The organism is Niveispirillum sp., assembly GCF_052437035.1.
In the GTDB taxonomy this organism is placed as follows: domain Bacteria; phylum Pseudomonadota; class Alphaproteobacteria; order Azospirillales; family Azospirillaceae; genus Niveispirillum.
Genome location: NZ_JBQVOH010000048.1, coordinates 1 through 640, shown reverse-complemented (window position 1 = coordinate 640; position 640 = coordinate 1). Strand labels below are relative to the sequence as shown.

Below are 640 nucleotides of genomic sequence, written 5' to 3'. Positions count from 1 at the left end.
GACATGGAGAGCGAAGACGAACTTGTCGCCCTGCTCAGCCACGAGTTCGCGCACATCTACCTGCACTACCACCAGCTGGAAAGCGCGGTGGCCGACGCCGACACCGTGACCTCGGTGCTCGGGCTGGGCGTGGCCCTGACGCTCAAGACCGGCGAGGCGGCGCGCTGGAACAAGGTGGACACGCTGCTCACCACCTACACGCTCGGGCGCGGGCTGGTGACCACCATCTACAGCCAGTCCGAAGAGAGCGCGGCGGACCGCTTCAGCCTCAGCCTCACGCACAAGCTCGGGTATTCCTACGAGCACGGGATCAAGGCGTTCCTGGAGCGGCTGGCCACGTGGGAAGACGAGCAGGAGAAGCGCGAGAAACTGCAGCAGGAAGCCCTGCTGGCGGCGATTCGCGCGCAGGCCGCGGCCGCGCCGGCCGCCCGGCCCGGTGCGGCGGCCAACAACCCGCTCAACCAGGGCATTGCCGCCTCCGGCGCCGCCGCGCAGGGTGAGGTGGCCGCCGCGGCCAGCCAGCTGTCCTTCGAGCTCACCAAAGGCTTCGAGAAGGTGGCCGGCTCGCACCCGTCCACCCTCAAGCGGCTGGACGCGATGGCGGAAACCGCCGCCGCCTTCCCGGCGGTCGCCGTGGAGC

General features: G+C 70.0%; 1 protein-coding gene. It reads left to right on the top strand.

Going from position 1 to position 640, the window contains the following annotated elements:
• The coding region (locus tag ACT6Q8_RS25610) for a M48 family metalloprotease (RefSeq protein ID WP_444739492.1) at window positions 1–640 on the top strand (640 nt) is incomplete at both ends.